At 55.6% G+C, this 365-nt stretch carries 1 pseudogene; it reads right to left on the reverse strand.

Annotated features, from left to right (window positions below):
* A pseudogene (locus tag DUT91_RS25245) lies at positions 1–291 on the reverse strand (hypothetical protein); the annotation flags it as partial.
* Positions 292–365: the final 74 nt, after the last annotated feature.

The following is a 365-nucleotide window of genomic DNA, read 5'->3' on the forward strand; positions in this document are numbered from 1 at the left end:
ACTGAGCCCTTGTGCTTCCGTGGGAAGCTGTTCGTTATTTTTTACTTCCCTTGCTTTCCATCCGGCCGTGCTCCTGCCGTCTTGCCACTCAGAGGTTTCGAGAAGATGGGCTCTGATTTTTTGCAGGGTTGCTTGATCGAGGATATTCTTGAGACGAAACACTTTTTTCTCCTGGGCAGGCCAGGCGACAATCGTCAGGCCTCGGCGATGTGGAGTGCATCTCCTGGCAAGCCAGGTGTTCGCCACGCCTGCCATGAATGGCAACGGATAGGGGCCATTCTCGTTGAACATGGGGTCGTTTGCGGGAGGGGGCGGAATCCTCCCGCGAGTGACCCCAACAATTCCCGCCTTCTTCGATGAAACCG

It is taken from the genome of Paramesorhizobium salinisoli (assembly GCF_003335045.1).
Lineage (GTDB): Bacteria > Pseudomonadota > Alphaproteobacteria > Rhizobiales > Rhizobiaceae > Paramesorhizobium > Paramesorhizobium salinisoli.